This window comes from Acetobacter malorum (genome assembly GCF_001580615.1).
Lineage (GTDB): Bacteria > Pseudomonadota > Alphaproteobacteria > Acetobacterales > Acetobacteraceae > Acetobacter > Acetobacter malorum.
Genome location: NZ_LHZC01000056.1, coordinates 96,881 through 110,486, shown reverse-complemented (window position 1 = coordinate 110,486; position 13,606 = coordinate 96,881). Strand labels below are relative to the sequence as shown.

Genomic DNA, 13,606 nt, shown 5'->3' with positions numbered 1-13,606 from the left:
AAGGAGAGGGCGTGGTTAACCGAACACGGTATCGTAAAGCAGTTTGAAATTCAGGATCAGAATGATCCCGGCAACACCCCATGAAAGAAGTGAAACAGGGCGGGAGAGCACAAATTCCCCCATTTTCTGACGGTCTGAAACAAACCAGACAAGAGGAATGACAGCAAAAGGAAGCTGCATGGAAAGGATGATCTGACTGAACACCAGCAGGTCTCCGGTGCCTTTCTCGCCCCATAGGAGCGTGACCAGAATAACCGGGAGAATAGCCAGCCCGCGCGTCAGCAACCGGCGCGCCCAGGGGGCCATGCGGAGGTGCAAAAACCCTTCCATGATGATCTGCCCGGCCAGAGTGCCCGTCACGGTTGAATTTGTGCCCGCCGCCAGCAACGCGACGGCAAACAGCGTCGATGCAATGCTCAGCCCCAGAATGGGAGAAATCAGCTTGTAGGCTTCCTGAATTTCCGCAACATCCTGATGCCCCGTCGTATGGAACGCTGCGGCTGCGACAATCAGAATGCCTGCATTCACAAACAGCGCCAGCATCAGGGCAATCGTGCTGTCCAGCGTAGACCAGCGAATAGCTTCTCTCTTCCCTGCGGAGGTTCGGGCGTAGCTGCGTGTCTGCACAAGGGCCGAATGCAGGTAGAGGTTATGGGGCATGACCGTCGCCCCAACTATGCCGATGGCCACATAGAGCATTTGAGGATTGGTCAGAATAACCGGGGAGGGGATAAACCCTTTCATGACGGCCGCAATCGGAGGGGCTGCTGCGGCGATCTGAAAGACGAAGCACACAGCAATCAGACTGAGCAGCGCCATGACAAAGGCTTCAAGCCACCGAAACCCCAAACGCATCAACAGCAACAAGACAATGGCGTCCAGCGCAGAGAGGCAGGCTCCCAGCAGGAGCGGCATACCAAAGAGCAACTGGAGCGCGATGGCGGTGCCAATCACTTCGGCAAGGTCACACGCGATAATAGCGAGCTCACAGGCCAGCCAGAGCAGAATGTTCACACTGCGAGGAAAGTAAGCCCGGCAGGCCTGCGCAAGATCATGTCCCGTCGCAATACCCAGTCGGGCAGCGAGGGATTGCAGCAGAATGGCCATCAGGTTGGACAGCATGATAACGGAGAGCAGCGTGAAGCCAAACTGCGCACCGCCAGCAAGATCCGTCGCCCAGTTTCCCGGGTCCATATACCCGACGGACACCATATAACCCGGCCCCACAAACGCCAGAAAGCGCCGTAATCTGGACGCACCTTCTGGCACAGCAATGGATGCATGGGCTTCGGGCAGGCTGAGCCTGCTCTGCTGTGGAGAAAAAACAGCATTCAGGGCGGTGCGGCGTTGTGAAGCCGGAGGTGCAGACATGAATTGAGGAACTTTACCGAAAAGAGATTTCAAATATTACAAACGGACCCGTAAAATATGCAATAGGCTATAAGGTAGAGGCTTGGCATTTTTCTCAGCGCTGTCTCTAAAATGCCCTGAGCAAAGATGCTTTTGCTGCTGTTCTGAATTCGCTATAGCTCCCTCACTATGCTGTTACGCGGAGATCCTCAGTTGAAAGAACGCCAGCCGGTCATGCCTGATGTTGAAAGCCAGAGTGAGGGCTTCCGGCATGCACGGGAGGCAAGACGCAATGTTCTGATTGAGGACTACGTCGAACTGATTGATGATCTGCTGACCGAGGGGAAAGAGGCCCGCCAGGTTGATATTGCCGATCGGCTCGGCGTCTCTCAGCCGACAGTCGCCAAAATGCTGGTGCGCCTGGAAGCGGAGGGGTTTGTAACCCGCAAACCGTATCGCGGCGTATTTCTGACCGACGCTGGCGTTGCGCTGGCAGAAACGGTCCGGGCGCGACATCAGCTGGTGGAAGAATTTCTGCTGGCCCTTGGGGTGGACGCTGTCACAGCGCGCCTGGATGCCGAGGGGATGGAGCATTTTGTGAGTGACGCGACGCTGGAAGCGTTTCGGCGGGCGTTAAAAAACGGGACCCTGACGCCCCGGTAATTTTAAAAACCTGTCAATTTTATGTCTCTTTCTCTTGCCTTTCGGCGGGCAAGACCATAAGAGGAAGCGCCAATGGTCGGTGACCTGCGGCGATACTCTGCTGTCGGGTGCCCCCAATCGCAATCTGGTCAAGGGTTCCCGTTGTATGACTTCTTCCCCCTACAGCCGTGTTACCGAAGCCTTGGCGTTTGATGACGTTCTCGTCGTTCCCGCTGCTTCTGAGGTTGTCCCCAACCAGACGTCCGTTCGCACACGTCTGACACGCTCCATTGAGCTCAATATTCCGCTGGTTTCCGCCGCCATGGACACGGTGACGGAAGATCAGATGGCCATCGCCATGGCCCAGCAGGGCGGCCTTGGCGTGATCCATAAAAACCTGACGCCGGCAGAACAGGCTGAACATGTTCGCCGCGTCAAACGCTTCGAATCGGGCATGGTGGTCAACCCTGTTACGGTCGGGCCGGACCAGACGCTGGCTGAAGTGCGCGAGATCATGCAGCGCAACGGCATCAGCGGTCTGCCGGTCGTCGAACCGGGCACGCAGAAGCTGATCGGCATCATCACCAACCGTGATGTGCGCTTTGCTGTTGACCCCAACCAGCGCGTTTCCGAACTGATGACGCATGACGGGCTGGTAACGGTGCGTGACGGCGCGGACCCGGATACGGCCCGCCAACTCCTGCATAAACACCGCATTGAAAAGCTGCTGGTGGTGGATGAGGCCGACCGTTGCGTCGGGATCATCACCGTCAAGGACATGGACAAAGCCGTTGCTTACCCGCTGGCCATCAAGGACAGCCTTGGCCGCCTGCGTTGCGCAGCCGCTACCGGTGTGGGTGATGATGGCTTCAATCGCGCAAAACTGCTGGTGGAAGCCGGCGTGGACGTGCTGGTGGTGGATACCGCCCACGGTCATTCCTCCGGCGTGCTGCGGGCAGTTGAACGCCTGAAAGCGCTTGATAGCACTATTCAGATCGTCGCGGGTAACGTGGCCACGCCGGAAGCGGCTCAGGCACTGATCGCCTCTGGTGCTGACTGTGTGAAAATCGGTATTGGTCCGGGCTCTATCTGCACCACGCGTATTGTGGCCGGTGTCGGTGTACCGCAGTTCTCCGCCGTGCTGGAAACCTCGGTTGCCTGTCGTGAACTGAACGTGCCCTGCATTGCTGATGGTGGTATCCGCACATCGGGTGATATCGTAAAGGCCATTGGTGCTGGCGCTAACGTCGTAATGGTTGGCTCTCTGCTGGCCGGCACGGAAGAAGCTCCGGGCGAAGTGTTCCTGTATCAGGGCCGCTCCTACAAATCCTATCGTGGCATGGGTAGCCTTGGCGCCATGGCACGTGGCTCGGCAGACCGCTACTTCCAGCAGGAAGTGCGGGACTCTCTGAAGCTGGTGCCGGAGGGGATTGAAGGGCGCGTTGCCTATAAAGGCGGGATGGCCGCCGTTATCCACCAGCTGGTGGGTGGCCTGAAAGCCGGTATGGGTTATACCGGGTCTCCGGAACTCAAAGACCTTCAGCAGAATGCGCGCTTCCGCCGCATTACTGGTGCTGGTCTGCGTGAAAGCCATGTTCATGACGTGTCCATCACGCGTGAAGCCCCTAACTATCGTCGGGACTGAACCTTACCTATGACTCCTTCTGCTCGGCTGGGTGCCTCCATTGATCTTCTGACAGCTATGGAGGCTGCTCCCAGAAAACCGGCTGACGCCGTTGCCAACAGCTTTTTTCGTGAACGGCGTTATATCGGTGGGGGAGACCGTCGGGCAGTTTCCGGCATGGTCTGGGAGATTATGCGGGCCTGGCGTCGGCTTGGCTGGTGGCTGACCAAGTGCAAGGCTGATATTACCCCACGCACTCTTGCCGCCGCTCACCTTGTGCTCAAGGGCTGGCCTGCGCGGGAAATTGCGGACCTCTTTGCTGAAGGCCGCTTTGCTCCCGGTGCTCTGACTTTTGCCGAGCAGGATGTTGTTGCCGCTCTGGCCGGTGGCACGCTGGATAACGCGGATATGCCTCGTGCTGTCCGGCTGGAATTGCCAGACTGGCTTTTGCCGCGTCTGGAAGAAACATTTGGGGATAAGCTGGAAGCTGAACTCGCAGCTCTGTCTGAACCCGCAACGCTGGATCTGCGCGTGAACATCCTGCGGACAAACCGGCGGGATGCGCAGAATGCGCTTGGGCGTGAAGGGCTGCATGCCATCTTAACACCGCTTTCCCCGTGGGGTCTGCGGCTGAACGGGCGTCTGCCTGTTACCTCCACCACGCCCTTCAAGGACGGTCGGATCGAAATTCAGGACGAAGGCAGTCAGCTGGTTGCCGCCATCATGGGGGTAACCCCGGAGATGCGCGTTCTGGATTACTGCGCCGGGGCCGGGGGCAAGACGCTGGCTATGGCTATGATGATGGAAAACAAGGGGCATATTGCTGCGTGCGATGTGTCTGAAGTCCGTCTGGATGGTGCGGTGCGCCGCCTGCGTCGCGCCGGTGTGCATAATGTGGAACGTCACCTGCTGAAATCCGGGGACAAATGGGCCAAGCGACGCGCCAAGTCATTTGACCGCGTTCTGGTCGATGCGCCGTGCAGCGGCACAGGCACATGGCGGCGTAATCCTGATGCCCGCTTGCGGATGACGGAACAGGATCTGGAAGAATTACTGGTCAAGCAGGCCGAAATTCTGGACCGGGCATCGTCTCTCGTCAAACCGGGTGGACGGATGGTCTATGCCACCTGTTCCGTGTTGCGGGCGGAAAACGCCAGTCAGGTTGAGGCCTTCCTGACCCGCCATCCGGATTTCCAGCTTGTGCCGTCAGATAGCACGGCTCTGCCTGAGTCCTTGCGTGGCACGTCCATGTTTTCCCTGACCCCGCATCAGAATGAAACCGATGGTTTTTTTGCTGCCGTGTTGGAGCGCAAGCCGGAACAGGACGCTGAGGCTACAGAGCTTTAAGAATAGATCTGCTCGACAAAAAATTGAGTATCTAACTTATTAGGCCTGTGCATAATTCATTGCCGTTGTGTCACGTACAGGCGGGTAACAGGATTTATTAAGATGGATACTCATGAGTGAAAGTGTACTGATCTTCCTCTTTTGTGTTCTCGGCGGGAGCATGCTTGCACAGTGGACGGCGTGGCGCTTCCGTCTTCCCGCCATTGTCCTGCTGTTTAGCCTCGGACTGCTTTATGGTCCTGTGCTGGAAATCATGCACCCATCCCAGATGATGGGGGCTGCCTTTCACCCGCTGGTGTCCCTTGCTGTTGCCCTGATTGTGTTTGAGGGCGGCCTGATACTAGATTTCAGGCAGCTAAAAGAGGCTGGGGAAGGGGTTTTGCGCCTCACCCTCGTAGCTCTCCCCATCAATCTCATTCTAGGCAGTATGGCCGCGCATTATATTGGCGGTATGGGTTGGGGACCGGCGTTTCTGTTTGGCTCCATTATTGTCGTGACCGGGCCGACAGTCGTTTTGCCCTTGCTGCGCAGTGCCAAGCTCCAGCCTAAAATAGCCGCCTTTCTGCGGTGGGAAGCCATTGTGAATGACCCGGTCGGGGCCATTCTGGCAACACTGGTGCTGGAAGTACTGCTAATGCGCCCCGGTGAGGGGTCCGGCACCTTCTTCGGCTTTATTCTGCCGCATATGCTGGCCAGCGCCGGGCTGACCATTGCACTGGGGATTGGCGCAGCACTGGGTGTGCGCTGGCTTCTTGTGCGGGACCTGATGCCAGAAGTGCTGAAAAGCTCTATCCTGATCACCATTGCACTGGTCCTTTTCGCGCTCGGTACCCTCACAATGGATGGGGCAGGGCTGATTGCCTCCACGGTCTTCGGCATGGCGCTGGTTAATCTGCGTATTCCAGGCATGGCCGAAATCCAGCGGATGAAAGAGTCTCTGGTTGTTCTGATTGTTTCGGTGCTGTTTGTGCTACTGACGGCAGACCTCCAGCGGACACAGCTTTCCAACCTTTCATGGTCCATTGGTGCGCTGACACTGGCAGTGCTGTTTCTGGTGCGGCCGCTGGGGATTTTTCTGGCCACCATGGGTTCAAGCCTGAGTTGGGCGGAACGCATTTTTGTAGGCTGGATTGCTCCGCGCGGGATTGTTGCTGCTGCTGTGGCCGGTATTGCCGGGCTGCGGTTGCAGGATGCCGGTTATCCGGGCGCAGGGCTGGTTATGCCTGCTGTGTTCGCGGTGATTGCCTCAACCATGATCCTGCATGGTTTCTCTCTCCGTCCGCTGGGCCGCAAACTGAAGCTGACCTTGTCGGATGAGCAGGCTCTGTCGATTGTCGGGGCGAATGACTGGTCAACGGGGCTGGCTATCGCCGTTCATCAGGCCGGAGCGCCTGTCCTGCTGGTCGATAATTCCCGTCAGGATCTCCAGAGAGCAGAGAAAGCTGGCGTTCCTGTGCTCAGAGCAGAAGTCCTTTCAGAAGAAGGGGCGGAAAGTCTGGAAGAACGGCCCGGTGATTATCTGATCGCAGCAACACCAGACGCCATTTATAATGGACTGGTCTGCGCCCATCTTGCCCCTCATTTTGGCCGTCAGCGCGTCTATCAGGTCAGCCCCGGTATTGCCCGGCTCGACTTGTATCGTGGCCTGAGCCGGGATGCCCGCGGAAAGGTGCTGGGAGAACCCTCATGGAATTTCACCCTTCTGGACACACTCATTCGGGAAGGCTGGAAGTTCAGGAGCGTTGAGGTCACACCGGACAATCAGGAAAGCCTCCTGCAGGAAAGCAGCAACCTTCTGGTGGTCCTCGTGCTGCAGAAGGGGGTCTCCATGACGATTGTCTCGGCAGAAGATGAGGCTCTGTCTCAGCCTGAAGTTGGTCAATGCGTTATCGCTCTGGTCCCGCCCGTACACGCAGAGGCGGAAGAGAAGGCCGGTTAGCCTTCTGCCTAGCTTTTTAGCCCGGAGCGTGGACCTGCGCGGCATCCGCTCCGGCCGCCAGAACAGTGCGCAAATCTGATTCGCTGAGGGCGAGGCATCCTTCCGTCGGAGTGCGATCAGGGCGTTGCAAATGCATAAAAATGGCCGAGCCACGCCCTGAGATGGCGGGATTATCATTGTAACCCATCACGACTATGAGATCATAAACGTGATCCTCACGCCATAACTGCTCATGTCGGGCGGGGTGAGGGAGCTTTACAAAGCGATTGTAATCATGGCTCTGTGGGTCATCACACCACCCATCCCGTGGGCTAAGTGGTTCAACCGGAAGTATTGTTTTGGGTTTTATCAGCCGATCTGCCCGGTAATACACTTTTCTGAGAGGAAAAATACCGATGGGGGTTGCATGATCGCCCTCCTGCTTTTGCTCTGTCAGGCCATTCTTTCCAATTACCGCGCTCATGACTTTGTGTCCGCAATGCAGTTGTGCGTCAGAACCGCTGTATGAAGCGGACAAGAGGTGTATCATCATAGTCAAAGATTGCCCGTTCGCAGATTTTTCATGAAGGTCGCATATCACGCTCACACTAGAGGTCTGAGCGGAATCGTGACAAGTTTATGAGAAGACGAACAGACGAGACAGCCCGACCATCAGGCTGACACTGAGGAGATGAAAACCCAATGACGGGTGCACGTCCAATATTGGTTGTTGATGACGACCGGATACTTCGCCAGACCCTTGTTGAGCAACTGCAGCTTGAAGGGGAATTTACGGTTCAGGAAGCTGCGTCTCTGGCTGAGGCGCGTGAAAAACTGAAGGCGCCGGATAGCCGGTTTGATGCACTTCTGCTGGATGTCAGCCTGCCCGATGGCGATGGACGTGACTTCTGTGCCGAATTGCGGAAAGACGGTCTGCGCATGCCCATCATCATGCTGACCGGGTCAGACGATGAAGCGGACATTGTGCGCGGACTGGATGCCGGCGCCAATGATTATGTGGCCAAGCCCTTCCGGATTGCAGAACTGCTGGCCCGTCTGCGCGCCCAGATGCGTCTGTTTGAAAACAGTGAAGACGCAGTGTTCAGCATTGGGCCATACACGTTCCGCCCGTCTGCCAAGCTGCTGCAGGAACCGCTGAAGAATCGCCGTATCCGCCTGACAGAAAAAGAAACGGCCATCCTGAAGTTCCTCTATCGCGCAGGCACGCGTCCGGTACCGCGTCAGGTGCTGCTGAATGAGGTCTGGGGCTATAATGCCGCAGTCACCACGCATACGCTGGAAACGCACATCTATCGCCTGCGCCAGAAAATTGAGCCCGATCCGGCCAATGCTTCGCTGCTGATTACAGAAGGGGGCGGCTACCGCCTGAACCCGGAAGTGGCAGCAGTTCCGGCGCACTGACTACGGGTTGCTTATACCCTCATAAATACGGATCAGACTGTAATGGTCTGATCCGTATTTTTTTGCCTGCATGATCTGAAACTTTTTTAGATCAGCCCTTCTTCTTTCAGGGCTTTCTGGGCAGCAGGGCGGCTAAAGACATTATCCCGCAACGCAACCGCTTTGGGGTAGGCAGAAATGTCTATTTTAAGCGGGCCCGTCCAGTTCAGAATAACGGCCATAAGAGAATCAGCCTGCGTAAACCCGGTAGGTAAAAGGGAGCCATTAGTACCGCTGGCCAACTGAGCCTCGACCTGAGTAAGGCGACGCGTGATGAGAGCGAGTAATTTTTCCTTCGTGACATCAGGTATGTTCGGCGCGAAGAGCGCGCCAATCGCACTGTGCACATCTTCACAAAAACCTAATGCCTCAAGCAGACGGTAAAATTCAATGGTATCTGGCTTAGGGTGGAAAGTCTTATTGTCAGATTGCTGACCAATATAGGTCAGAACGGCAACATTTTGCGTCAGGACGACACCCGGAGAAACTTCGAGAGCAGGGACTGCACCACGAGGATTAATGGCTGTATAGTCTCGACCATCAGCCGTTTTCTTCTCTTTCAGGTTCACCTGCTCAAGTTCATGCGGCAAGCCTGTTTCGTTCAGCATGATATGTGCTGCGAGCGAACATGCGCCTGGTGCGTAATACAGCTTCATTGTGACACCTTTTGCTTCTACGTTTTTGAATGATGGAGAACTATAAGTTGCTCCTTATTAAAAAGAGTCTCATGAATCTGGATGAGTGTGAATGGTACAATATGGCTTCAGATCTATTCACAAATTATGCGAAATTATTTAGTCATTCTAAATGGCCAGCATCAATGGACTATGATGCATCTGAGTGATATTCAGGGGGCTTGCAACACTATGTTTTGTAAACTACATTAAAGTGTTTTATTTTTCCATATGTAAACAGCAAACGGTTTGATCGCAAAGACTTAGACGGGTGGCTGTTTTTTAGTGCAGATAACTAAAGGAACAAAAATGCCTAATCCCAACCAAGTCTGCACTTCGAAAAATCTTGATCTAGCAGAAGTTTTGCGTGGCGGAGATACATTGCTGGCTTTGGTTAATATAGGGACGCCGGAAACACCTAAATTTACTTTTGTCCGTGTGCCATCCTCGAGTATTTCTCAGGAGGACCTAAATAATAAAAAGAGAAACCATATTTCACTTAAAGACGTAATATCCAAATTAAACGACTTATTTCAGAATTCTAGTGGCAGTACGTTTGAAGAAGCCGTAAATGGTAATGACGCGATATCTGATGGAGTATGCACAGCAGAGACACTTGCAGCGTTATCTCCACGACTTAGTGCGCTTGGCAAAAGTGCTGTAACCTTGCCGGTCGGTGCAGCATTTCATCTGGGGTATGGCCAAGAAGAACAGCAGCACGCAGGACATGCAATTATTTTTTCCGATGCACCTCAAAATACTGGCACAAACAAACGCCGGCAGGCCGTAAATCCATCTTGGGGCAGCCCATATATGTTCGGCCCAACAGTTATGGCGCGTCATCTGCAAAAATTTCATGCAGCCTGCTCAAGAGGCGTAGCTACAGTCATGATTGTAGGGGATAGCATTTTTAACGCGGGAGCAAATCTTGCTAATCCACAACAATGTCCATGGGAGCATATTCTAGATAAAATTAAAGTGGAAAATCCTGGTGTCAGGTTGACAGATTATAACATGACATGGGGAGGTCAGACATGGGGAGATATAGCATCCTCTGACAATGCAGCATCGGTGCCACCGTGGGTACCTGGGCAAGACGGCACAACATGCTGGCTTGACCTGTGTCTGCTCAAAAAACCCCACCTTGTATTTTTATGGTTTGGAGGAAATGATGGAAATACAGTTAATCCAGCCAATATTGATAAAGTTGTGAAGTCATTTCAGGCTATAGGTTCTGATGTTATTTTGTGTGAAACTTTTCAGCCCAATACAGGGTCAAAGATTGGAAATTACTATCTTGAATCTGTTCAGGATGGTATTCATTATGTACGCCGTTATATAACCTCGTATGCACAAGCGCATGGTCTTGGTTATTTACCATTTGGTCGCTGGGTTGATATGGCGCGAGATGGATTTGATCCGGAGAGTTTGGCACTTCCTGAAGTTATAGCTCAGGCGGGCACCGCTTACCCAGCACGTTATACTACTATTCCGGTTGATATGCTAGCCAATAGCAAAGACTATCAGTTCCCGGATATTAAAAACATGCTGGGCGTATCCGCAGCAAAGTGCACGGACTGGTGTATTGCGATTGAGCATGATGGCGTCAACCCATTAACAACTGCCTGGCGAATGTCTTTGTCTTCATCTGATAAAACTGGTGATGGGTATGAAAATGATTTGTGGTTATTTTTCAATAAAGACAATATTGCATTCCATGTGACAGATGCTGCAGGAAATAAAACTGTCCATCAAACAAATATACCTGTACCCCGCAATAAATGGCAATTTTGGATGATGGTTCGTGGGGGGAGGGTCGTATTTGCAATGCGCCTCCCATTCAATAATGGATGGGTATCTCAAAACCCCGAAGAACAATCTTCTGGTTTAGGTTACACGCATATTTTTGATCAGTATATTCCTCGCTGCGGTGCGTCATATACTCCTTTAATTGCAGGGATTTCTTCTAATTCTGAAAGTTTCAGAATTTCCGCTTTTGGTGTTGCCGATGCAACTCGGGCAGATGGTGGAGGAACACGTTATCGACCCATTAGTAACGCTTTAGCACAGTATTATGATACAACGCAGATTGATGGTAATCCTAATGCGGGTGGGTCGGGCGATTACCATTTGAATAATTTTGGTGTGCGTGACATGTTGTGGCCAGTGGTTGACGGTCAGCAGTGGGGAGCACCTGTTGCCCAAGCTATTCTTAATAGCTTGTTTGACGTTAATGCTGGTTATTACACAGCTAAAAATCCAACTCCTGTTACGATGGACTCTGCATTTTCGGGGACGGCTATCGGATATAACTCAAATTTTGGGGAAATCCACGTAAAGGGTGGAGAGACCACACAAGGATTTAGGATTGTTTTCCGGAACGACGATGGAAGCTGGAAATCAATCCCGATTTCAGTTAATAACGATGGCTCTGTGGCTATTGGCGAAATTTTAATTTGTGGAAATTCTATCTGGCTGGGACGGTTTGCAAAATCCGACCTTCCAATGGCAGCAGAAGGCGCAATGGCATGGTGCAATGACCTTAATGCTCCTGTATTTGCTACTGGGGGCAAATGGTATCCGGCCACCCTGGGGTCAGCTGTTAATTAAGACTCCAGTCAGTTAATCCCTATGCAACCGAGAAAATTTAAGTAATTGAGAGAAAGATAAAGGTGGAGGGTTCGAAAAACCCTCTGGTTTTGGTACACTTCCTCTGATTCCATTTCTCCGGGGTTAATTGGAGCGAATGGAAGATGAAGAAGACTGGCTTCTTTGATGTTGAAGAGCGGCTTGCTCGGCTGAGCGGGCTTAGTGATCAACTCGAAGCATTTTCCCCGGACTATGGATTTCTAAGCATTTCGTCCTGACCTGGATAAAGCTCTGGCGTATGCAGACGGCAGTAAAGGCGGGCGTCCGGCGTTTGATCCGGTGGTGATGTTCAAAATTCTGGTGATCCAGACCCTGAACAATCTTTCCGACGAGCGGACGGAGTATTTGATCAACGCCCCTTTCTCTTTTATGCGTTTTTTGGGATTAGGTCTGTGAGACCGCGTGCCCGATGCCAAAACGGTCTGGCTGTTTCGCAAACGCCTGACCCGGGCGGGTGCCATTGAAACACTGCTTGATCGCTTTGATGTGACGCTGCGGAACGCTGGCTATCTGCTGATGTCGGGCCAGATTTTGGATGCCACACTGGTGACTGCTCCCAAACAACGCAATACAAATGCGGAGAAAGCGGATTTGAGGGCAGGACGGATCCCACAGGACTGGCAGGATAAGCCCTCAAAGCTGTCCCACAAGGACAGGCATGCGCGCTGGACACTGAAGTTTACGAAAGCGGAGCGTCAGGCTGACGGGACGATCCCTGCAACGGATCTCGCCATCCTGTTCTTTGGCTACAAATCCCATGTCTCTATCGACCGGAAGTTTCGGCTGATCCGGAAATGGAAGACGACGGATGCCGCCGCCAGTAATGGTGCAAGAGTGAAAGAGGGTCTGCTGGATAAAACCAATACGGCCTCAACGGTCTGGACAGACACGGCCTATTAATGAAGATTTCATGGAGAAGCAGGGCTTTGTCTCGAAGGGTCACAGGAAAAAGCAGCATTTCAAGCCGATGCCCCGGCCTATCCAGAAATCGAATGCTGGAAAATCAGTTCTCTGCTCGCGTGTCGAGCATGTTTTTGCAGACCAAAAGTCTCAGACGGGACTGTTCGTCAGGACCGTAGGCATTGCTCGAGCCAGTATGAGGATCTGCTAGCAATATCGTCTATAATATGCGCCGCCTCCTCTTCCTGGACCGGATTAACGCCAGCGCGTAGCAATATCCAGAGCATGAAACCTTCTCCCTGCTCAAAACGCAGAGCGAAATCAGGACCTGGAACCAGAAATCAGGCGCAAAAGAAAGCAATCCATGGTTCTTCGAACTCTCCGCTGCGCTCGCGTGCTGTGCCTGTGGGGTGCGATAGGGGAGGCCGCAGCGTATCAGGAATGGCAAAACTGCGGCTTGCCGTTCCCCATGCCACGCAAGCAGGCCGTGCGGATGCTGATGGAAGCAGCACTGGACATGCCGGCTCTGGCCCCGGCGCCAGACCGGCCACCCTCAACAGCCAAAATCATAGCCTCCCGCCATAACGGCGCGTTAGGCGGGAGGCCTCGTAATGGAGAAACGCCAGCAGAAGCTCGCCGCCGCAAGCTGCATATGGTGGATAGTGAGGTCATCCCGGCACCAGACGGGCAGAACGCCACCGTCATCACCTACGCCACACACCCGGAACAGCAGAAGCAATTTTCCGGGGTGTGAGAGCGGGAGAGGGTGGGAACAGCCTCGTAATCCTGACGCAGGGGAGGGGGTGTTCCCATCCAATCCGAATCGGAAAAAGTGGCACGGATCTGGCACGGATTTACTAGTGCCAACGGCCAATACTCCGCACCAAATCGGACCAATGTATTTTTTGGAAGAAACCGGAAACCACGCAAGAGCAGCAGAAAACTGCGATTTATCGTGGTGGGTGCGACAGGGATTGAACCTGTGACCCCCGCCGTGTGAAGGCGATGCTCTACCGCTGAGCTACGCACCCGGTTTGTGGG

At 53.6% G+C, this 13,606-nt stretch carries 10 protein-coding genes, 1 tRNA gene and 1 pseudogene; 8 read left to right on the top strand and 4 right to left on the bottom strand.

The annotated features are described in order from the left end of the window. Positions 1-15: 15 nt before the first annotated feature. Entirely contained in the window at positions 16-1,371 is a 1,356-nt protein-coding gene (locus AD930_RS14730) for an Nramp family divalent metal transporter (protein WP_082781916.1), read from the bottom strand. A gap of 168 nt (positions 1,372-1,539) precedes the next feature. Between AD930_RS14730 and mntR the strand changes: the two genes are divergently transcribed. The 4 genes from mntR to AD930_RS14710 all read left to right on the top strand — a co-directional run bounded on the left by mntR (position 1,540) and on the right by AD930_RS14710 (position 6,902). After that, positions 1,540-2,013: a manganese-binding transcriptional regulator MntR gene (gene mntR / locus AD930_RS14725; RefSeq protein WP_043552753.1), complete on the top strand. Its 474-nt coding sequence runs from the start codon at positions 1,540-1,542 to the stop codon at positions 2,011-2,013. Positions 2,014-2,158: 145 nt separating this feature from the next. Further along, positions 2,159-3,637 (top strand): IMP dehydrogenase, encoded by a 1,479-nt coding sequence (guaB, locus tag AD930_RS14720; RefSeq protein ID WP_043552752.1) that lies wholly within the window; start codon positions 2,159-2,161, stop codon positions 3,635-3,637. Between the two features lie 9 nt (positions 3,638-3,646). Beyond that, positions 3,647-4,963, top strand: coding sequence for an RsmB/NOP family class I SAM-dependent RNA methyltransferase (locus AD930_RS14715; RefSeq protein ID WP_061506833.1), 1,317 nt, complete (start codon positions 3,647-3,649; stop codon positions 4,961-4,963). A 112-nt stretch (positions 4,964-5,075) separates the two neighbouring features. Continuing rightward, positions 5,076-6,902 carry a cation:proton antiporter gene (locus AD930_RS14710; protein WP_061506832.1) on the top strand — a complete coding sequence of 609 codons (1,827 nt, stop codon included), beginning with the start codon at positions 5,076-5,078 and terminating at the stop codon, positions 6,900-6,902. Between the two features lie 16 nt (positions 6,903-6,918). On the opposite strand, the gene AD930_RS14705 is transcribed toward AD930_RS14710, so the two are convergent. Then, positions 6,919-7,434: a L,D-transpeptidase family protein gene (locus AD930_RS14705; RefSeq protein WP_373320504.1), complete on the bottom strand. Its 516-nt coding sequence runs from the start codon at positions 7,432-7,434 to the stop codon at positions 6,919-6,921. A gap of 149 nt (positions 7,435-7,583) precedes the next feature. On the opposite strand from AD930_RS14705, the gene AD930_RS14700 reads away from it, so the two are divergent. Next, complete coding sequence (locus AD930_RS14700) at positions 7,584-8,303, top strand: response regulator transcription factor (protein ID WP_061506831.1); 720 nt, start codon at positions 7,584-7,586, stop codon at positions 8,301-8,303. 86 nt (positions 8,304-8,389) lie between these two features. Here AD930_RS14700 and AD930_RS14695 read toward each other — a convergent pair whose 3' ends face one another. Further along, positions 8,390-8,998: a glutathione S-transferase N-terminal domain-containing protein gene (locus AD930_RS14695; protein WP_061506830.1), complete on the bottom strand. Its 609-nt coding sequence runs from the start codon at positions 8,996-8,998 to the stop codon at positions 8,390-8,392. Positions 8,999-9,325: 327 nt separating this feature from the next. On the opposite strand from AD930_RS14695, the gene AD930_RS14690 reads away from it, so the two are divergent. From AD930_RS14690 to AD930_RS14675, 3 genes and pseudogenes are all read left to right on the top strand, one after another. Continuing rightward, a complete protein-coding gene (locus tag AD930_RS14690; protein ID WP_156477131.1) occupies positions 9,326-11,626 on the top strand; it encodes an SGNH/GDSL hydrolase family protein in 2,301 nt (766 codons plus the stop codon). Between the two features lie 143 nt (positions 11,627-11,769). Further along, a pseudogene (locus AD930_RS17510) lies at positions 11,770-12,837 on the top strand (IS5 family transposase). A 92-nt stretch (positions 12,838-12,929) separates the two neighbouring features. Continuing rightward, positions 12,930-13,319, top strand: coding sequence for a hypothetical protein (locus tag AD930_RS14675; protein WP_156477129.1), 390 nt, complete (start codon positions 12,930-12,932; stop codon positions 13,317-13,319). 202 nt (positions 13,320-13,521) lie between these two features. On the opposite strand, the gene AD930_RS14670 is transcribed toward AD930_RS14675, so the two are convergent. Further along, positions 13,522-13,596, bottom strand: a tRNA-Val gene (locus AD930_RS14670). Positions 13,597-13,606 lie beyond the last annotated feature (10 nt).